General features: G+C 58.3%; 18 protein-coding genes. 12 read left to right on the top strand and 6 right to left on the bottom strand.

Annotation, left to right across the window (positions count from 1 at the left end; translation table 11 throughout):
• Window positions 1–25: 25 nt before the first annotated feature.
• Window positions 26–1,207: an arsinothricin export permease ArsQ gene (gene arsQ, locus IU397_RS13420; RefSeq protein WP_204414385.1), complete on the bottom strand. Its 1,182-nt coding sequence runs from the start codon at window positions 1,205–1,207 to the stop codon at window positions 26–28.
• A 331-nt stretch (window positions 1,208–1,538) separates the two neighbouring features.
• Between arsQ and IU397_RS13415 the strand changes: the two genes are divergently transcribed.
• Window positions 1,539–2,447 carry a LysR substrate-binding domain-containing protein gene (locus IU397_RS13415; protein WP_204414383.1) on the top strand — a complete coding sequence of 303 codons (909 nt, stop codon included), beginning with the start codon at window positions 1,539–1,541 and terminating at the stop codon, window positions 2,445–2,447.
• A 31-nt stretch (window positions 2,448–2,478) separates the two neighbouring features.
• Here IU397_RS13415 and IU397_RS13410 read toward each other — a convergent pair whose 3' ends face one another.
• Complete coding sequence (locus IU397_RS13410) at window positions 2,479–4,080, bottom strand: alpha/beta hydrolase (protein ID WP_204414381.1); 1,602 nt, start codon at window positions 4,078–4,080, stop codon at window positions 2,479–2,481.
• Between the two features lie 127 nt (window positions 4,081–4,207).
• Between IU397_RS13410 and IU397_RS13405 the strand changes: the two genes are divergently transcribed.
• Window positions 4,208–5,155, top strand: a complete 948-nt coding sequence (locus IU397_RS13405; protein ID WP_239479782.1) for a homocysteine S-methyltransferase family protein — start codon at window positions 4,208–4,210, stop codon at window positions 5,153–5,155.
• A gap of 228 nt (window positions 5,156–5,383) precedes the next feature.
• Here the strand turns inward: IU397_RS13405 and pseC are convergent, their stop codons facing one another.
• Window positions 5,384–6,556 carry a UDP-4-amino-4,6-dideoxy-N-acetyl-beta-L-altrosamine transaminase gene (gene pseC, locus IU397_RS13400; protein ID WP_370541689.1) on the bottom strand — a complete coding sequence of 391 codons (1,173 nt, stop codon included), beginning with the start codon at window positions 6,554–6,556 and terminating at the stop codon, window positions 5,384–5,386.
• Window positions 6,557–6,617: 61 nt separating this feature from the next.
• Window positions 6,618–7,616: a UDP-N-acetylglucosamine 4,6-dehydratase (inverting) gene (gene pseB / locus IU397_RS13395; RefSeq protein ID WP_204414371.1), complete on the bottom strand. Its 999-nt coding sequence runs from the start codon at window positions 7,614–7,616 to the stop codon at window positions 6,618–6,620.
• A gap of 97 nt (window positions 7,617–7,713) precedes the next feature.
• Here pseB and IU397_RS13390 point away from each other — a divergent pair, with 97 nt between their 5' ends.
• The 4 genes from IU397_RS13390 to IU397_RS13375 all read left to right on the top strand — a co-directional run bounded on the left by IU397_RS13390 (window position 7,714) and on the right by IU397_RS13375 (window position 12,847).
• Window positions 7,714–8,889: a hypothetical protein gene (locus IU397_RS13390; protein WP_204414363.1), complete on the top strand. Its 1,176-nt coding sequence runs from the start codon at window positions 7,714–7,716 to the stop codon at window positions 8,887–8,889.
• Window positions 8,852–10,015: a glycosyltransferase family 4 protein gene (locus tag IU397_RS13385; protein ID WP_370541688.1), complete on the top strand. Its 1,164-nt coding sequence runs from the start codon at window positions 8,852–8,854 to the stop codon at window positions 10,013–10,015. The genes IU397_RS13390 and IU397_RS13385 overlap by 38 nt, the downstream gene beginning before the upstream one ends.
• On the top strand, window positions 10,012–11,151 hold the full coding sequence (locus IU397_RS13380) for a glycosyltransferase (protein WP_204414359.1): 1,140 nt from the start codon (window positions 10,012–10,014) through the stop codon (window positions 11,149–11,151). The genes IU397_RS13385 and IU397_RS13380 overlap by 4 nt, the downstream gene beginning before the upstream one ends.
• A gap of 241 nt (window positions 11,152–11,392) precedes the next feature.
• The gene (locus tag IU397_RS13375) at window positions 11,393–12,847 is read left to right on the top strand and encodes an FAD/NAD(P)-binding protein (RefSeq protein WP_204414357.1); all 1,455 of its coding nucleotides are present in this window, start codon (window positions 11,393–11,395) and stop codon (window positions 12,845–12,847) included.
• Between the two features lie 4 nt (window positions 12,848–12,851).
• Here the strand turns inward: IU397_RS13375 and IU397_RS23920 are convergent, their stop codons facing one another.
• Window positions 12,852–13,007: a hypothetical protein gene (locus IU397_RS23920; protein ID WP_370541692.1), complete on the bottom strand. Its 156-nt coding sequence runs from the start codon at window positions 13,005–13,007 to the stop codon at window positions 12,852–12,854.
• A 4-nt stretch (window positions 13,008–13,011) separates the two neighbouring features.
• Between IU397_RS23920 and IU397_RS23915 the strand changes: the two genes are divergently transcribed.
• The 4 genes from IU397_RS23915 to IU397_RS13355 all read left to right on the top strand — a co-directional run bounded on the left by IU397_RS23915 (window position 13,012) and on the right by IU397_RS13355 (window position 15,921).
• Window positions 13,012–13,134 carry a hypothetical protein gene (locus IU397_RS23915; RefSeq protein ID WP_370541694.1) on the top strand — a complete coding sequence of 41 codons (123 nt, stop codon included), beginning with the start codon at window positions 13,012–13,014 and terminating at the stop codon, window positions 13,132–13,134.
• A gap of 6 nt (window positions 13,135–13,140) precedes the next feature.
• Window positions 13,141–13,596 (top strand): PAS domain-containing protein, encoded by a 456-nt coding sequence (locus IU397_RS23635; protein ID WP_370541687.1) that lies wholly within the window; start codon window positions 13,141–13,143, stop codon window positions 13,594–13,596.
• Between the two features lie 122 nt (window positions 13,597–13,718).
• Window positions 13,719–14,687 (top strand): polysaccharide deacetylase family protein, encoded by a 969-nt coding sequence (locus IU397_RS13360; RefSeq protein WP_204414355.1) that lies wholly within the window; start codon window positions 13,719–13,721, stop codon window positions 14,685–14,687.
• Window positions 14,688–14,775: 88 nt separating this feature from the next.
• Window positions 14,776–15,921 carry a lytic murein transglycosylase gene (locus IU397_RS13355; protein WP_204414348.1) on the top strand — a complete coding sequence of 382 codons (1,146 nt, stop codon included), beginning with the start codon at window positions 14,776–14,778 and terminating at the stop codon, window positions 15,919–15,921.
• A 132-nt stretch (window positions 15,922–16,053) separates the two neighbouring features.
• Here the strand turns inward: IU397_RS13355 and IU397_RS13350 are convergent, their stop codons facing one another.
• A complete protein-coding gene (locus IU397_RS13350) occupies window positions 16,054–16,674 on the bottom strand; it encodes a YceI family protein (RefSeq protein ID WP_204414346.1) in 621 nt (206 codons plus the stop codon).
• Between the two features lie 81 nt (window positions 16,675–16,755).
• Between IU397_RS13350 and IU397_RS13345 the strand changes: the two genes are divergently transcribed.
• The gene (locus IU397_RS13345; RefSeq protein ID WP_370541686.1) at window positions 16,756–17,292 is read left to right on the top strand and encodes an RNA polymerase sigma factor; all 537 of its coding nucleotides are present in this window, start codon (window positions 16,756–16,758) and stop codon (window positions 17,290–17,292) included.
• The gene (locus tag IU397_RS13340; protein ID WP_204414344.1) at window positions 17,289–18,056 is read left to right on the top strand and encodes a hypothetical protein; all 768 of its coding nucleotides are present in this window, start codon (window positions 17,289–17,291) and stop codon (window positions 18,054–18,056) included. Before IU397_RS13345 ends, IU397_RS13340 begins: the two co-directional genes overlap by 4 nt.
• The last annotated feature ends 37 nt before the right edge of the window (window positions 18,057–18,093 follow it).

Genomic DNA, 18,093 nt, shown 5'->3' with positions numbered 1-18,093 from the left:
CACGCAGTGGGTTGATGAGATTAGATCAGGCGATGTTGAGCATGTAGACACCCAGCAAAACGGCCAGGCCCACGGCTGCCTGGAGCGTTGCTCCGCCGGACAGGATCGCGGTGGCACTCAACTCGGATTCGTTGGGCAATGCATTCTTACGCACCAACCAGTAGAAGCTGTCATTCGGCAGGATCGCGACGAAGGATCCCAGACAGATAGCGATCACGGCCAAAAACGGCGACACTTCCGAAGCGGTAACAATTGGTAACGCGACCGGACCAACCGCGGCAAAGGTCGCCATGCTTGACCCTTGGAGCAGTTTGAACATGGCTGCCAGCAGGAACATCGTCGTGAGAGCCAGAACACCTTGTTGCGCGACAAAGATCTGCTCCATCGGTACAATATTGGTCAAAAATGCGCTGAACGCACTGGCTGCACCGATGATCAGTAGCAGGGACCCGGTGCGACGAACGCCGCTATCAATGCAATCGCGCCGGTCGGTCCGCGCGACCATGCTGAGCGCTGCGGCGGCTGTCAGTATCAATGCGCCTTTGGGATTTGTGGCAAAGTCGATCCATCCATTAAAGCTCAAGTCGAACAGCACACCCAGTGCGAGAAGTGCCGCCAGTAAAGCGAAGGGCCACAGCAACAGGAGGGAGCCTGCGATATCCTTGGTTGAGGTTGCTTCATCCTCTAACCCCAATTGACCTTCGATAACCCAGCTATACACCAAACCCGCAACCCAAACCGGGACGAAAATCAGAAGGCAATATGCCAGCAGCCGCCCATCAGCGACACCAAGGCTGGTTGCGACAATCAAGGGACCAGCTGGGAAAAGCAGCTTGAACCCGGCATAGGCCCCGAACGCGAGCGACAGTTTGCGGCGTCTGATCATCGGCGACAAAGCGGCATAGGCTGTGTCGGGGCACACCATGCCGGCCCCGATCACAGGGGCCAATCCGACGGAAATATGGGGAGGCGCAGAAATCCGTTGCCGGTCAATCGCGGCGGCGATCACGAAGCTGGGTATCAGGATTAGCGCAAATTCTCCGACAGCGTAGCCCCACCCACTGTTGAACAGAGAGATGATTTCGGAGGACGTTAGTCCTGATAGGATCCCCATGAGTAGAGTGATCAGGATCATCCAAACCAAAAGTGGCCAATCCGGAAGCCAGCTTACACGCGATTTTTCAAGATCAACTGCAGAATTAGCCATCCGGGCAATATCCTTTGATGTCTGCCACGTTGCCCCAGCCGCCCGGGAGATGAAGCGGCTGGAGGCAATATCCGGGAAAATGCCGAAAAGTTTAAGAACCCTAATGTATACTAGCGCCATCGCTGGGCGGCATCAGTATCGGTCAATCGACGCCTTATCGCATAAGGGTTGGGGCGTGGCCCCGATCAACCTGTGTTCCTACTCCTTAACGGTCGATTTCCAGAAGGAAATCCCCGGATAGTTGTGGCGTGTGTGCTGCGACGCTCTCAATTACGTTACTGTGCCTTTACGCAGGTGCAAAATTCGATTTACTAATATTCATATGAGAAACTTGAATATAAGGCTGCCATCGACAAAGGCCCTGGCTGCGCTTGAAGCGACGGTACGACTGGGTAAGGCAACACTGGCAGCGCAAGAGTTGGGGATCACGCAAGCCGCCATCAGTCACCGACTAAGCGATCTGGAAGAAGGTCTGGATCGCAAGCTTTTTGTCCGGAACGGGCGCAAGTTGCGGGCAACCCCCGAAGCCGAAGCGCTGGCCGAAGCCGCCCGCGGCAGCCGCCGCATCCTCGAAAGCGCGATCGAAGAGATCCAGCGCAAGCCCGCCCCCCGCTCCCTCACGATCAGCATGTTGCCTGCGCTCGCCAGCAAATGGCTCGCTCCACATCTGGCCGACATGCTCAAAGAGGTGCGCGACACCGACCTTCGGGTCACGGCTTCTCGCGATTTCGTCGATTTCGAGCGCGATGGCGTTGATGCGGCCTTGCGCTATGGGTTGGGGAAATGGCCAAATTTGCGTTGTCTGCATCTGACCAACGAAATGGTGACGCCGGTCATGTCGCCCGATCTTGCCGCGCGTCTTGACATAACCGCACCCGACGCCCTGGCCAGGCTGACGCTGTTGCAATGCGATAATCCGGAAGGCTGGGGTGACTGGTTTCAGCTATCCGACCTACAGCCCGGTCCGGAACCCACAACGCTGTTTTTCGACGAAGATGCCACAATGATCGAGGCTGCCGTGGCCGGAAACGGCGTCGCATTAGGTCGGTCCGCTCTTGTGGCCCATGACATTCGCTCGGGCCGGCTGGTCGCGCCGTTTGCACATAATTTGACATCGCAGTTCGGCTATTGGTTCGTTCAGGATGCCGCCACGCCTGATACGGTCTCTACGTCGGAGTTTCTGGAATGGACCCGCGCGAATCTGACCCGCGATGCCGAAGTGCTCTTAAGCCACGACTGAACGCCGCACGGCATCCCATGAGGGCCAGGCTTCAGATGCCGTGCTTGCGCAGGAATGCGATGGCCCGCTTGTGGCAGACAGTCCAGGCCGGTTCGTGCCCCAAAAGGATATGATTCCGGCTTTCCAGCGGGACGAACTGTGCCCCGGGGATTGCATTTGCCAGATCTCTGCCTTGCTCCATCGCGATCCGCTGGTCGCCGCGACCATGGAACACGATTGTCGGTGCGCGCACCTTTCCAAGGCTGTCGCGCACATCAATGTCCCCGAATGCTTTTTGAAACTGCACGGCGTTTTGAGGGGAGGTCGTTTGCCGCTGAAATTCGTCAAACCAAGCCAAGTCTGCGGGATCGGCATCAGGCATGAAGGTTCGGGAAAAAATGTGTCGATAGGCGGGATTGCTGGTGCCCCAGCCATGTTCCGTCAATGTCAGCACGGCATCCCTGCGCGCGCGTTCTTCCTGGGATGCACCGATGCGCCATCCGGTGGCATAACCGCCGACCAGGATCAGCCCGCTGACCCGATCAGGATGCCGTGCCGCATATTCGACCGAGACGGCGCAACCCTGACTGATCCCCAGTAGTGGAAACCGGTCAAGCCCAAGGGCATCCACCACGGTTTCAAGATCGCGCACAAAAGCCTCAAAAGTGATCTCGGGCACCTCCCAATCTGACAGGCCATTGCCACGCTCATCATAGCGGATAAAGGTGCGACCATTGGCACAGGCCGAAAATGTCGGCCCCCAGATCGGGCTGCCCCAATCCAATTCCAAATGGTTTAGCCAATTCGCGGCCTTGATCAGCGGTGGTCCCTGTCCAACGGTGGCATAGGCTATGCGGGTGCCATCTCCGGCACGGCAAAAGCCGATCGACTGGTTGCGCAGGTTGCGTTTATTGGCGCTTTCGGGCGCAGCTGCGACGGGGGCGGGTGTCTCTGCTTGCCGGTCGGGCCGGATCGGCGCAGAAATCATCAGCCCGGCGTCCTGTGCTGCCTGTTCGAACGCCTGCGCGGTGCGTTCTGCTTCTTCAAAGCGGCCCGCCATGGTCAACAATTTGATGAATTGACGTGCAGCCTCCTCTTGAAAAGGGGCGGCCTGCTGCCAAAGACGCGCCCATTTGAGCGCTTCGATCTGGTCGATCTGCGGGTGCACAGCGAGCTGACGCAGCACGTTGAGATAAAGCAGATTGGCATCTTCGCGTTCGCCGCCAAGCCAGAGCTGAAAATCATCACCCCCAGCGGCATCCAAACCCTCTAGGAACGGTCGTGCGAGTGTGTCGGCCATCTCGCGCAGGGGGCCTGGGGTGAGTGTGCATGGATCGTCCCGCAACCGTCTGCGAATATCGACGATGTCCACACTGACCTGGCGATTGGCCAGGAGTACGCGCTCACGGTCAGCCTCAACCCGGCTCGTCCCGTCTGCGTTGACCACTTCCCGGATTTTGCTCAGCGCCCAGCGAAGCGATCCTCGCGGATCGTCGGGCAATTCCCAAAATAGTTCGCATAGTCGCTCCCGTCGGGTGGGTCGCGCCGTGGCAGCCAAATAGCCCAGCAAAGCACGCGCCTTTCGCGAAGATGGCAATGTCAAAGCTGTGTCACCACTGTGTACAGCAATCTCTCCAAACAGGGAAATATGCATAATTAGCTAACCCCGGCTTAAAAGTTAACGGCTACAACGCCGGATCGTGGGATTACAACGGCGATTGCAATGGTCGTTCACACGCTCCGGGGGCAACACGCCCGTATTACACGAGTCGGAGCGTTACATGACGCAGATGTTACCAAAGCTACTGCCACACCAAGGTGATCGCACCTTCCTGACCGATGGGGGGCTGGAGACGTGGTTGATTTATCAGCGTGAGATTGTCTTGCGCTCGTTTGCGTCATTTGAACTGATCGCCACCGCCGAGGGACGCGCGATCCTGGGTGACTATTTTCTGCCATATCTTAACACAGCTTCTGGTCATGGCATGGGTTTCATCTCGGATACCCCAACATGGCGCGCCAATCTGGATTGGGGCGATGCGCTGGGTTATTCAGAGGCTGCCCTGGCCAAGATCAACCGGAACGCGGTCGAATTTTTGTATGCCTTTCGTACCGCTCAGGCTGATACGCAGCACGTGTTGATCAATGGCGTGATCGGTCCCCGCGGGGACGGCTATCTTGCAGGTGAGGTGGCAACGGTCGTCGAGGCGCAGGACTACCACCAATTTCAGGTGGATATCTTCGCCCATGCAAGGGTCGATCTGGTTTCCGCCATCACGATGACAAACGTGCCCGAGGCGATTGGTGTCGCCCAAGCCGCGCATCTGGCGGATGTTCCTTGCGTGATCAGTTTTACGGTTGAAACGGACGCGCGATTGCCCAGTGGGCAGGCTATTGGAGAGGCCATTGAGGAGGTGGACGCCCAGACACGGAACGCGCCCGCCTATTACATGATAAATTGCGCCCATCCCGACCATTTCGCCGATGCGTTGAACCCAACGGCACCCTGGATGGAGCGCATCCGCGGCATCCGGGCCAATGCATCGCGTCTGTCCCACGCTCAATTGCAAGAGGCGGACCACCTGGATGATGGCAATCCGACCGAGTTAGGCGAACTCTATAGCAGTCTGTCCGAACTGATCCCGCATCTGTCAGTGGTCGGGGGATGCTGTGGAACCGATCATCGTCATATCGACCAGATTTGTCAGGCTTTGAAAGTGGCCGCGTGATTTTCCTATGCAGGCAAAACCAACGTTTGTTCAAGTGGGTGGGGATTGGCAGTGATGCCTGACAACGTTCGCGTTCAGGATTTTTAGCAAGAACAACATTAAGACCCATCACATTTCGGCCTGCTCGGCATCTCTGCTCTATCGTGATCCAGAGCATATGCAGGGCAGGCCAATACTTCATTTACATCCCTTCATGGCTGATCCGTGGACGTTATGGCCTGTCTGGTCCTATACCGATGGAACCAACGCCCGCGTCAGGCTTTCGACAACCGTCTCCTGATCCGCATCTGTCATCCCCGGATAAAGGGGGATCGAGATCGCCCTGGCATAGTAATCTTCCGATGCGGGAAAATCCCCGTCGTTGAAGCCGAGATCACGGTAATAGGGTTGGGTATGGACCGGAATATAATGGAGGTTCACGCCGATACTGTCCTGCCGCAACATCTCGAACACCGTACGATGCCGAGCCACGTCATCCAATCTGATCACGTAGAGATGCCAAGAGGATTGCGCGCCCTCCTGGCGGCCGGGACGTTTCAGAGGCAGATCCGATAACAGCCTGTCATATCTATCCGCCAGTTCGCGTCGACGTGCGACGAAATCGTCAAGCCGGCTCATCTGGCTCAGCCCGAGTGCGGCCTGCATTTCGGTCATCCGGTAATTCCAGCCCAGATCGACCTGTTGATAATACCAGGGACCGTCGCTCTCGCCGGACATCAGTGCGGGGTCCCGCGTCACGCCGTGGCTGCGCAATAAGGCCATGCGCGCAGCCAGATCCGGGTCATTGCAAGTCGCCATACCCCCTTCGGCGGATGTGATTATCTTGACCGGATGAAAACTGAAAACTGTAATATCAGAACGCGCACAATTTCCGACCGGTTGGCCGCGGTAGCTGGCACCGATCGAATGGCTGGCATCTTCGACAATTGCCACCCCATGGGCCCGCGCTAATGCTGCGATCCTGTCCGCCGCCGGAGATTGCCCCCCCATGTGAACCGGTACGATCACCTTTGGCAGACGCCCCGCCGTTTGGGCCTGTGCAAGTCTGCGTTCCAATGCATCCGGGCACATGTTGAACGTGTTTGGATCTATATCCACGAAATCCACATCTGCCCCACAATACCTGGCGCAGTTGGCGGACGCGACAAAGGTGATGGGCGATGTCCACAAAAGATCACCGGGCCCCAACCCCAGCGCTGCCACCGCGACATGCAAAGCGGATGTTGCTGAGTTTACAGCCACCCCATGGGCCGCACCAACGTAATCCGCCACCGCTGCTTCGAACCGCGGAAGAACAGGTCCTTGGGTCAGAAAATCTGATTTCAGAACGGCCTCAACCGCCGCCAGATCGCTGTCCGAGATATCTTGTCGACCGTAGGGGATCTGGCGAGGGGATGTCACGTTCAGGTGCCTCTTCCTTGGAAAAACAAATTGTTAGCCAAAGCCGCGGTTGCCTGGCTCCTCAAACCGCCCCGATGCGATCGGTGTTTGCGGCGATCCACTCCGCCAATGCGCAATCATCCATCCAGTCCGAATTGTTGTCGCTGGAATAGACAAAGTCAGGCCTTACTCTCCGTCCATCCTTGATCCGTGCACTGTCACGTTCCCAGCCGTTGATGTTGGGCAGGATCTTGAAATGTTCGTCATACTCGAACGTATAGGGCGCATCTTCCAATCCGACCATCTGTTCATGGATCTTTTCGCCTGGACGAACGCCCACAATCTTTTGCTCGGCATCCGGTGCAATCACACGCGCAATGTCAGTCAGTTTCATCGACGGGATCTTCTTCACGTAGACCTCACCGCCCTGCATGTCGCCAAATGCGTGCCATACCAACTCTACCCCCTGTTCGAGGGAGATCATGAACCGGGTCATCCTGGGATCCGTGATCGGCAAAACGCCTGTGTCTTTGATGGATAGGAAAAACGGAATGACCGAACCACGCGAGCCCATGACATTGCCGTAGCGCACCACCGAAAACTTGGTGTCCTGTTTGCCCGCATAAGCATTGCCCGCGACAAACAACTTGTCCGATGCCAGCTTGGACGCCCCATAAAGGTTCACGGGGCTGCTGGCCTTGTCAGTGGACAAGGCGACAACGCCTGTTACCCCTTTGTCGATGGCGGCATCGATCACATTCATCGCGCCATTGACGTTGGTCTTGATGCACTCAAAAGGATTGTACTCGGCCGTGGGAACGATCTTTGTGGCGGCGGCATGCACCACATAGTCAACCCCGTCAAATGCTCTGTATAACCGATCACGGTCTCGCACATCGCCAATGAAAAAGCGCACACGCGGATCATCCTGGAACAGCTTGGCCATTTCCCATTGCTTCATCTCGTCGCGGGAATAGATGATCACCTTCGCCGGGTTGTGGCGTTTCAGTGTCAGCGGCACAAAAGAGTGCCCGAATGAGCCGGTCCCGCCCGTTACCAGGATGGTCTTATTTTCGAACATGGCTCACTCCTTAACCATGGTTGGTTTTGGCCTGCCATGTTCAGGAGTGCAAGCGCGGTGGACTTTATGGCCAAGGTATCGTTTTTAGGACGGCATTATGGCTGAGATATCTATTCAGAAACGCGCCTCCTTTTTGCTTGCCGGTATAAAAGCCAGTCGGAGACGACGTGCCCAACCCCACAAGGTTCGTCACCCGTTTCGGGACGGACCGCGGCGGGGGATCTGGGCCGATCTGGATGCGATCATGCCGTTACTTAAGGATATGCCAGTTCGTGTTGGCGCCAGGCGGTTCTTGTTGAGCGAAAAGGTGACACCAGGATCAAAGGCGGCTCAACTGGTGGGCGAGCTTAAGCATATCGGTGTAGAGACTTGGTCCCCCTGTGGCATTCAGGCTGATGTCATATGGGGTATTCGTCGGATGCGCCTAGGTTTTCGGGCCCTCTGTCTTCTTGTCTCTTTGCGTAGCCGTGGTCGCAAGCTGGATCAGCGCGATTGGGCTTTTGTCATTGCCAGTCTAGTGGCGAAATGGGGGTTGCGATCTGGTCCAGATACCATGGTCGTCATCCTTGCAGATATGTCCCCACGGCGCATTGCCATGGCAACTGGCGCCAGTTTGGCGGGAAACCAACTGATGCTTTACCAGTATGACAACAACCTTCAGGCACCACCTGCCCTTGGCTGGACCCATGCCGCCCTTCGATCCGAGGCGGGCCTAAGTGCCGTCAAGGATCATCAGTTAATTTTGGGCCGCCTTCTGACATGTCCTCCGCGTGCGATTGACCTGAGCCGGGATGGCGGAGTGTGGGGCATGGCGGTCAACGCCATCCCCGAACCTGATCTGTTGGGCAGGGTAGAGACGCTGCGAGAGTACCTTAGCATTGACCGGATCAGATTTCGTCTCCATCCCCGTCGCGCCACAATCGATGGTGATCCAAGTCAATACCCGTGGCTGGACATCGCTCCTCCGGGCGAAACGCTTGAGGATTTCTGCGATAGCTGCGATTTGGTGGTTTGCGGCAACTCTGCGGTCCAATTGAAAGTTCTTTTGACAGGTACGCCGGTCATTCATGTTGGCGCTCTGGATACTCCAACTTACGACAATTACGGTTTTGTAGATCAAGGTGTCGTCTACGGATCCCCCACACCTGATGGAGTGTCGTTGGATGCCATGAAAGCCCACTATCGACGCCCATCTGTCATGGAAGCCATGCAACGCAATACAAGCATTCCCGACAGTGCAGGCATCCCCGATTTGGAGACGGTCCTTGGGTGAGCCGCGCCGCATTTTGTTTCCCTATATTGGCGATAGTGTCGGCGGGAGCCATATTTCTTCGCTATTTCTTGCCCGTCATCTACCCGCGGATAGGTTTGTTCCGGTCGTGGGTGTGCACATGCACGGGCTGCTAGATGACTATCTGGGTCAGATCGGTGTGGCGCCTGTCGAATTGCCCACCGTTGATTATCCGCGTATGATCCCGGCGTGGACGCAGCCGTTGCGGATCTGGTCAACAGGTCGCCGTCTGGCCAGTTGGCTATCTGATCATGAAATCGATCTGGTCCACAGCCATGACCGTAGGATGCATCTGAGCTATGCCATTGCCTGTCCAAAGGCTGAAATTCCTCATATCTGGCATCAACGCACGCCAAAACAATCCGCCAAAATGAACGAGTATTCGGACCGTTCGGCGGCCATCCTCACAGTCTCCGACTTTACCCGTGACAGTCTGCCGGAGCGCAGCCGGAACCGAACCAAGGTCGTTCTGAACCCTTTCCTTGCGCCGGCTGACATCGATCGCTCTGCCGCTCGTCAGCGTGTGCTGGATGCAGTCGGTTTTCAGGTCGACGGGCCACTGGTGGCCTATGTTGCCAATCTTGACGATCGCAAGGATCCAATGACATTCGTCGCAGCGGCGGCATTGATGGCAAAGGCCCGGCCCGATGTCGGCTTTGTTATGTTTGGTGAGGCGCGGCCGCCCCAGGCCGATGCCGTTTTTGCGGCTATTGCCAAAGCTGGATTGGCGGAACGATGCGTGCATCTTGGTCTGCGCTACCCGATGGAGGAGTGGTTGACCGGATGCGATGTCTTGCTCGCTCCAAGTCGACATGAAGCCTTGAGCCGCACCGCGATCGAAGCGCTGTTGTTTGGCTTGGGTTTGGTGGCCAGTGACGAAGGAGGTTACCCCGAAATCGTCGCGGATCACCCAACAGGTCGTCTGGTGCCACCGGCTGATCCCGCAGCATTCGCCGCGGCCACGCTTGACCTGCTGGGCGAGTGGCCACCACGGTCGGAAATCCGTCAACAGGTCGTGGATGCGGTGGCGGACAGATACGGGCTACAACGTCACCTTGATCTCGTCTGCGCCGTATACGACCAGTGTCTTGGGCAAGCGCAATCGTGAAAACCGCAATTGTCACAGGGGATTATCACGTTCCAGGGGAGACATTTATAAACCGTCATATCGCGGATCTGTTTGGTGGTGAGACTTGTGTGGTGACCGGTCGGTATGGGGGGCATGATCCGATTGGGCGGGAAATCTTTGTGCGGCGCGATCCGCTGTCTTTGGCGGATAAGGTGCGGGCGCCGGGGGCGATGTTGCTGAATCGCATGCGTCATGGCACGGCGCGGGCACCGTTTGGGCGCCGCAGGTCAGAGCTGATCTCGTTTCTCCGCGACCAGCAAGTTAAAGTCGTACTTGCAGAATTTGGTACGCAAGCCTTGGCTCTTGCGCCGCTTGCCAATGACATCGACATACCGATCTTTACGTATTTCCGCGGCACCGATGCCTCGAAACATGTGCGGCGCGCACGGATCGCGGCGGCCTATGCGCAGATGATGCCGCGGCTGACGGGGGTCTTTTCGGTCAGTCAGTTTTTGCTGGATAATCTTGTGCGCCATGGCGTGCCGCCCCATCCCAACGCCCATGTCGTGCCATCGGGGGTGGATATCAGGCGATTTACACCGGAGCCCAAGAAAAGTGAGACATTTCTGGCAGTTGGTCGTTTCATCGAGAAAAAAGCGCCCGATGTGACGCTGAAAGCCTTTGCGCAGGCGGTGCGGGGTTTCCCGGCGGCGCGGCTGGAATTTATTGGTGACGGGCCGCTTTTGGCGCATTGTCGCGCGCTGGCTGAGGATCTAGATGTTGCGGGTCAGGTCGTTTTTCATGGTGCGAAACCACATGATGTGGTGAGAGCAAAGTTGCAGCAGGCCGAGTTCTTTTTGCAGCATTCCGTCACTGCCAGGGACGGAAATACCGAAGGGTTGCCGACGGCCATCCAGGAGGCGTTGGCCTGTGGGTGCATCACGATCACGACCCGGCATGCGGGCATCCCGGAAGCTGTTGAAGACGGGGTGAACGGCTATCTTGTTGATGAACATGATGAAATCGGATTTTCCGATGCAATCAGGGACGCTTTGCAACAGCGCAATCGGGGCGATCTTTCAGCCGTCGCACGGGCCACCGCCGAGGCCAAGTTCGACAACGACAAGGGCCTTGCGCGGGTTGAACAGGTGCTTCGCGACGCTGTCCGGAGATAGAGGCAAAACGATGTGCAGCAGGGATGCACAACCCATGCACATTCCATGCATATCCGATACATACGCACCGCGCGGCGCTTGGACGAAACCGCAACAACCAAACTGCGACATGGTGCATCTGCTTGACCTGTTCATCAGGCTTGCCTCTGATCCGGGACGAGGCAAATCTGCAACCTGATCCCGATGATCTTTGATCCATCTTGGCATCGACAGGTCGGGCTATGCAAATGGTGGTGTATTTATGAACGAGCCCTCCTCCGAAGAGGTCCGCGTGGTTGAGCATTTGGTCGTGGGGGATGGTATAACCGCGCTCGCCTTTGTCGAGAATTGCGCTTTGAAACCCGGCGATGCACTTGTGGTATTGGGCGGCCAAGCCTCGGAATTGGGGCGAGGGGTGGCTTATGGCAAGGGTGATCCGGGCACGGCTTGGCGCTATGCCTATTTGCTGAATTCCCCGGCGGATGACATCGACCCGGCCTTTGCCCGCTGGTTGTCTGACAGGTGGAGCACGGTCGAGGAGACGATGACGGGCCGGGCGCCCAATTGGATGAATGCCGCCAAGCCGCTGGTGGCGGCAGGGGACATCTTTGGCGTGAATGCGCCACGCGAATTTTACGGTGACTTCATGCGGGAACAGGCAGAGGCGACGGTGGATGGGCTGCGGCGCCGCGGCGTGCAGGTTGCGTTCGTGGATGACCGCGCCACGGGTTTGGACGTCACCGCAGACGGGGTGAGGGTATCGACTCAAATCGGCCAAAAGATCCACGCACGCTCGGTCGATGTGGCACCGGGTGGCCCCTCGACCCTGCGGATCGATGGCGATGACGGAAGGTTCAGCGCCCCGACCGTCTTTGGCCAGGAGGAGCGCATTGCCGAACAGATCAAAGCGGGTGCCGAGATTTTCTGTATCGGCGGTAATGCGGCCATGCTGGATGTGCTGCGTTTGTGCCAAAGCCTGATCCCGGATGCGCAGCTTCGGTTCGTGGCCTGTGCGCCCGATGGGGAAATCCCCGAGCCACTGATCCCGCGCTTGCCGCGCAAACTGACAGCGCCCCGCTTTTCTGCGGGCCATGAGACGGCAGAGAGCTTTCTGGCCGAGGTCTGGCGCGAGATCGAATTGGCCAAGCGGGCGGGCGATGAGATGCGCGAGATCCGGGCCGGGTTTCGCGCGCATTTCCTAGCCCATCCGCTGACCCAGTATGTGGCCGATGAACAGCAGGCGCGCCGCATTCCGGCCAAGCTGCGGTTCTGGTTGCGCGGTGGCACACGGGACACGATCCTGGATATGCGCAGGCTGGTGGCCGCGGATCAGGTGCGGGTCATGCCTGGTTTGGTGACGGCGATTGAGCATTTGAGCGACGGGGCCCGCGTGCGTATCGCCGATGCGGTCGGGGGTGAAACCGTCCACGAGACAGGATTTGTTGTGAATTGTGCAGGGGCGGGCCCCGGATCGCGTTACGATCCGCTGACCGAAAATATGCTGTCCCAGGGGCTGATCCAGATTTGTGACATCAGCCGGGGTTTGAAAGTGGGCGATAACTGCCGGGCGGGCACGCCCGCGATCCGTTATCTGTCACCGGCGACCATCGTGATCGGCAGTGAGGTTATGGCGATGCCGCTTTACGATGCGCATGTGCTGCGCACCTATGCCAGCCGGGCCAGCCTGCCGTCCGTCACTAAACGGGTCCAACCCTAAACTTTTAGGGGCTCAGTTCAGTCAGGCCGGGATGGGTCTGTCGGGTGAGGAACGGCTTTATGGTCGGGCCGTAGACACCCACGATCTCATACAGGCGGTGGACGCAAGGATCGGTTGGGACTGTCCAATCCCAGACCTGGGTCCGGCTCTCTGTAAGGATCGCGGTGGCCTTTTTTGGCGGTGGCCTTTGCGAGCGAGCCGCGAATTTCGACCCGCAAGGTTGGCTAGGCACGGATGACCTGACCGGAACGCCGTTTGTGCGGTTTCTGGGGGTCGTCCTGCCGTAAACGATTGTGGCCTTGGATGAGGCTGTGCATCGCCGCAGGGCCTGGACGCGGAATGTTGGTCTGACCTCCGCACCTGTTGGAGGCGAGAGCGCGCATCACCGAGGAGGCGATGATCTAGCTGGCTGTGGGATTTATGGTGTGAATGCCGATGGCCAGATCATCTTCGCGAACCGCGCAGCCCAAGAGATGATGAGTTGGACAACTGAGAATCTGCTGGGCCGCGACGAGCCGGGCAAGTTGGCGCTGGCCCATGGTGGTACCCCGTTTCTGGACGAGGTGACGAAGGTCCCGCTGGAGATGCAGGATCAGTTGCTGAACGCGCGGCCAACGGATTGCTTGCCCGCGTCAGACCCGGAGGCGGGTGTGGGGTATGATGGAGCGGCAGCCTTGTTCGGGATCCAGCCGACAACGCTTTACTCGCGGATCGAAAAGCTGGGACTGACGGAAGTGGACCGGCCCTAGGCGCGATTGCGCCGATCCCTTCATTTGACAGAACAAGCCTGGCTGAGAAAGATCGATTGCTGCGTTAAGAGACCGTAACGGCCAAGCCGGATCGTCAATGTCACTGCAATATCGGAGTTGCAATGTCATTTCCTAAGCGCCCTCTTTCACGTCGCGCCATGCTGGCATCCGGGTTGAGCGCCGCGGCGGTTTCGAGCGCACCGTGGATCGCCCGGGCTGACACCGAAAACCGGCAGATTGCGCTGACCTTTGACGATGCGCCACGCGGTGACGGCCCCCGTTTCACCGGGATTGCGCGGACGCAGGCCTTGATCGATGGGTTGAACCGGTCCGGTGCAACCGGTGCGATCTTCTTTGTGATGACCGGCAATATCGCCGGGCAAACGGACGGCGCCGCCCGGCTGCGCGCATACACAACGGCCGGGCATGATCTTGCCAACCATTCGCACACCCATATGTGGCTGCGCGATAGCGACCCTGGTGCCTATCTGGCCGATATCGACCGGGCCACTGAAGAATTGGCCGGATTTGACCGTGTCCTACCGTTCTATCGCTATCCCTACCTTGATGAAGGCGACACGCGGGACAAACGATTGGCGGTACGGACCGGCCTGACGGCGCGTGGTTTGACCAACGCCTATGTCACGGTCGATAACTATGACTGGTATATGGAGGCACTGTTTGCCGAAGCTGTGGGCGCGGGTCATGTGATTGACATGGATGTCCTGCGACAGACTTATATCAATGTGCTGATGGCCGAGATCGCCTTTCATGATCAGATCGCCTGCCATGCAATTGGCCGGTCGCCACGTCATGTTTTACTGTTGCACGAGAATGATCTGGCCGCCTTGTTCATTTCGGATCTGGTGGCTGCGTTGCGGCAGGACGGCTGGGCGATCATTCCTGGGGCCGCGGCCTATGAAGATGAGATTGCGCAAACTGTGCCCGATACCCAATTCAACGGGCAGGGTCGGGTGGCGGCCTTGGCCCATGCCGGTGGAATGGCACCATCCGAGCTTGTCTCACTGCGATCCGAGGAAGAGTATCTGCGCGGCCTGTTCACGGATCGCGGGTTATTGCCACCGGTCTGATCCCTTGCGTCTATGACGTGTCACGCGTTGCGTGATGGTGGCAATTCGATAGGATGGCGCCAATAACAACAGCATAATCGGCAGTGTCATGAGCATCACACGACGTCATTTTGGTTTGGGCCTGGCGACCCTGGGCCTGTCCGCCTGTAGCGGGCCACAGGGCCTTGGCCTTGCGGGGCCCGATACCCCAACGAGACTGGCCGCAGACCTGCGCCCTGTACCGAATGCGGGCTATGACGCCTGGGTCACAGCGTTTCGAGGCCGCGCCCGGGGCCAGGGGATCAGCGAGGCAACCCTGGCGGATGGGTTTCGCAATGCGGGATACCTGCCCGGTGTCGTCAAGCGTGACCGCAATCAGACCGAGTTCAAACGCAGTCTGGAAGACTATCTGTCGATCGCCGCCTCGGATGAGCGGGTGCGCAAGGGGCGGGCCGCCTTTGCCCGCCACCGGTCCACTCTTGCGGCGCTGGAGGCGCAATATGGCGTCGATGCCAAGATCATCACCGCGATCTGGGGATTGGAGAGCTTTTACGGCGAGCGCAAGGGAGATGTTCCCGTGATCTCCGCCACGTCGACCCTGGCCTATGATGGCCGCCGCGGTGCGTTCTTTGAAAAGCAGTTGGTGGCCGCGCTCAAGATCATCCAACGGGGCGATATCACCGCGTCGCGCATGACCGGCAGCTGGGCGGGGGCCATGGGGCACACCCAGTTTATCCCCACATCTTATCAATCATTCGCCGTGGATTTCACCGGCGATGGACGGCGCGATATCTGGTCAAATGATCCCAGCGATGCGCTCGCCTCGACCGCGGCCTATCTGTCGCGCAATGGATGGCGGCGCGGCCTCGCCTGGGGCGGCGAAGCCGGGACGGTCAGCGGTGGCAGCATCCTGCAGCCCCAAGCGGGTGGACCGCGTTTCGCCGTGACGGCCAATTTCAGGGCGATCAAACGGTATAACAACTCGGATTCCTATGCGATCGGGGTCGGGCATCTGTCGGATCGGATCGGCGGGGCGGGGCCATTGCGGGCCAGCTTTCCGCCAGATGAATACGGCATGACCAAGGATGACCGGATCGCATTGCAAAAGGGGCTGACGGCAAAGGGATTTGATACGGATGGCGCCGATGGGGTGATCGGCCCCAATAGCCGCAAGGCCATCAGTGCCTATCAGGCAAGCCAGGGATTACCGGTCACGGGCGACCCATCGCCAGAGCTGTTGCGGCGCCTGAACTAACCCGGTGATTTAAGGTTAAACGGGGCCAACCCTGCGAGGGGCTCAAGGCCGCTTCAGCCAAGCATCATAAGGCGAACGATCGCCCCGCCGCCGCACAAAGGACGAGGCGGGGCGCAATCATAAGCTATGGGATCAAGTCCGATCTTTTTGAGTGATCGGCGCAGCCTCCGCCTTTTGGTCATCTGTCGTAAAGATCAGGCGCATTGTTACCGGTGAGGTGCGGGTGATGCTGGGCAATTCGGCCAGTTCCATCAGCTTGGTCACACCTTCATTGATGCCAGCATCAATGGCATTCAGAAAGACGATGTCATTGGTTGTGACCATCACCTGACTTTCAGACAGCCGCACCACGAACATCTCGGTATCGACGTCAAGCTCGGTGCCTACCAGCGAAAGCGATCCGAACACCTCGATAGTGGTCATGCCGCCGACGGGGAGAGCGTTCAGCGCGTCCATCTCGATCTCGGCAGAGAGCGTGGCAGTGGCCGCATCCTTGAAGACATGTTCGATCATGCGTTCATTGCGAATGTCGATATTGGTTTCGACGGATGTCAGATCAATCTCGACCGCGACATTGCCCTCTTCCGAAACGGTCCCGGACAGACCGTTAAAAGTATGAACCTCGCCAAGCTCGTCTTTCTTGATCGACCCGAAGGCCAGGTGCGAGTTGCCGCCATCCAGGGTCCATGTTTCCGCCTGTGCTGCAGCCCCCAATGTGATTGCAATCATTGTGGCGGTGAATGTCTTGAACATTGCTGTCCTCCCATGCTGTTGGTGCCTGGCCTTGAATGACCTAAGCTAATTCGTGAACACGGGGCGGTAGAGCATTATTCGGTGAAGACACCCAAAAAAATCTCGCAGGACGTGCGTTCGGGGTTGCCGGACAACCTTGGCAGCATCTGGCGGTTTGCCCTTGCGCTGAGCGGCGATGCCACCGTTGCCGACGATTTGACGCAAAGTACGTGCTTGCGTGCCATTGAGAAAGCTGGTCAGTTCCGGGTGGGCACCAACCTGACGGCTTGGTTGCTGACGATCTGCCGGTCGATCTGGCTAAACCAGTTGCGCGCGCAGAAGATCCGGATCACGCAATCCTTGGATGTGACACCCGAAAATCTGCTGTGTGACATGCAACCCGAGATCGAAACGCATATTTTTGCCGCCCAGGTGTTTTCCCAGGTGATGCAATTGCCGGAGGCGCAACGGGAGACGGTCTTGCTGGTCTATGTCGAAGGGTTCGGATATCGCGAGGCGGCCGGGATCCTGGATATTCCCATCGGCACGGTGATGAGCCGACTGGCGACGGCCCGGCGCAAGCTGGCTGATCTGGCGAAAGAGACATCCGAGCGACCCGTGGAAGCGAGAACGCGATGACATATACGGACGATGTGCTGCGATCATACCTGGCGGGCGAGGTCACAGCCCAGCAGTCGGCGGATATCGAGGCGGCGGTGATCGGGGACAGTGCGCTTGAGGCCCGTCTGCTTGCGCTTGATCCGATGGCGGATCGGGTGCGTCAGGCCTTTGCGGCGTTGCCTGATCCATCGCGGTTGGCGGGTATTATGGATCGGGCGCATGTTGTCGGGCAATCTGCGCCGGGCGCGTTTCCGGTTTTTGGAAAACTGTCGCTGGTGGCTGCGTCATTTGTTGGCTTGCTGGTTGGGCTTTGTCTTTACGGCTGGTTCGCAACAACACCTTCCAAGGCTGCGGATTGGCAGGAACAGGTAGCGGCCTATCAGATGCTGTACGTGCCAGCGACGGTTGCGGCCATCACGCCCAGCCCCGATGCGTTGACGGAACAGTTCAAAGTGGCGGCCGCCCTGATTGATTTGGATCTGGAACAGGGCGCCTTGTCTGCATTGCCTGAATTGACCTTGAAACGGGCACAGGTCCTTGGGTTCCGGGATGCGCCATTGGTACAGATCGCGTTCAGCGCGCCCGATGGTACACCGATTGCGTTTTGCATTTACCGCCCCAACGACGGTCTGGCCCAGGCAGATTTACAGATGTCTGAACTGTCGGGGTTACGCACGGCGGGTTGGTCCACGCAGACCCATGGCTTTCTTTTGATCGGCGGCACGGACCCTGGGCCGATCCAAGATGTAGGCACGCATTTGTTTGGACTTTTCAAAACCTGACTGGACATGAAAAAGCCGCCCGAAGGCGGCTTTTGCG

The organism is Actibacterium sp. 188UL27-1 (assembly GCF_016901225.1).
GTDB lineage: Bacteria > Pseudomonadota > Alphaproteobacteria > Rhodobacterales > Rhodobacteraceae > 188UL27-1.
The sequence above is the reverse complement of the archived record's forward strand: the minus strand, read 5'-3'. Positions and strand labels throughout refer to the sequence as shown.

Bases quoted from the DNA above. Each gene is read 5' to 3' on its own strand.
- arsQ (WP_204414385.1), bottom strand. From the start codon at position 1,207: ATGGCTAATTCTGCAGTTGATCTTGAAAAATCGCGTGTAAGCTGGCTT.
- IU397_RS13410 (WP_204414381.1), bottom strand. From the start codon at position 4,080: ATGCATATTTCCCTGTTTGGAGAGATTGCTGTACACAGTGGTGACACA.
- IU397_RS13405 (WP_239479782.1), top strand. From the start codon at position 4,208: ATGACGCAGATGTTACCAAAGCTACTGCCACACCAAGGTGATCGCACC.
- pseB (WP_204414371.1), bottom strand. From the start codon at position 7,616: ATGTTCGAAAATAAGACCATCCTGGTAACGGGCGGGACCGGCTCATTC.
- IU397_RS13390 (WP_204414363.1), top strand. From the start codon at position 7,714: ATGGCTGAGATATCTATTCAGAAACGCGCCTCCTTTTTGCTTGCCGGT.
- IU397_RS13375 (WP_204414357.1), top strand. From the start codon at position 11,393: ATGAACGAGCCCTCCTCCGAAGAGGTCCGCGTGGTTGAGCATTTGGTC.
- IU397_RS13360 (WP_204414355.1), top strand. From the start codon at position 13,719: ATGTCATTTCCTAAGCGCCCTCTTTCACGTCGCGCCATGCTGGCATCC.
- IU397_RS13355 (WP_204414348.1), top strand. From the start codon at position 14,776: ATGAGCATCACACGACGTCATTTTGGTTTGGGCCTGGCGACCCTGGGC.
- IU397_RS13350 (WP_204414346.1), bottom strand. From the start codon at position 16,674: ATGTTCAAGACATTCACCGCCACAATGATTGCAATCACATTGGGGGCT.
- IU397_RS13340 (WP_204414344.1), top strand. From the start codon at position 17,289: ATGACATATACGGACGATGTGCTGCGATCATACCTGGCGGGCGAGGTC.